The sequence below is a fragment of the Spectribacter hydrogenoxidans genome, assembly GCF_031846275.1.
GTDB classification, from domain to species: domain Bacteria; phylum Pseudomonadota; class Gammaproteobacteria; order Nevskiales; family Salinisphaeraceae; genus Spectribacter; species Spectribacter hydrogenoxidans.
Genome location: NZ_JAVRIB010000054.1, coordinates 1 through 608, shown reverse-complemented (window position 1 = coordinate 608; position 608 = coordinate 1). Strand labels below are relative to the sequence as shown.

Below are 608 nucleotides of genomic sequence, written 5' to 3'. Positions count from 1 at the left end.
ATCAGGCGGGCGACGCGATTCAGGCTCACGGTTTCGCCTTCGTGCACGAGATCCTCCTGCATGCGAGGCGCGCCAATCACGCCTCGGCTGTCCTCATGAATCTCCCGGATACGTCTCAGCAAGCGCTGATTGGCCTGCTCGCGAGTACTGGCCGGCCGAGCCTGCCAGTCGTAATACCCACTCGGAGAGACGCTGAGACAGCGGCACATCAGGCGCACGGGATAGTGATCGCGACAACGTCGGATCGCCTGATACCTCAGGACGACTCCCTGGCGAAGTACGTTGCCGCTTCGCGCAAAAAATCCCGTTCCTTGGTCACCCGGGCCAGCTCGCGTTTGAGCCGCATCACTTCCTGATCCCGCGGGGTGCCGCTGCCCTTGAACGCCTGGCTGGCGCCGGCATCGGCCTCGCGCCGCCAACGGGTGAGCATGTTCGGGTCGATCCCGATCTCCCGCGCTACTTGCCGACAACTCACGCCCGGCTGGCGGGTCAGCTCCACCGCTTCACGCTTGAACTCGGGACTGTATTTTCGTCGCTTGGTCATGAACACTCCTTACAGGCCCATTGTGAGCCTTTTCAGATGTGTCCGCAGTAACGGGGTAGAACCC

1 pseudogene is annotated in these 608 nt (G+C 62.5%); it reads right to left on the bottom strand.

Going from position 1 to position 608, the window contains the following annotated elements:
- Positions 1–544 (bottom strand): annotated as a pseudogene (locus RM532_RS15845) (transposase); the annotation flags it as partial.
- Positions 545–608: the final 64 nt, after the last annotated feature.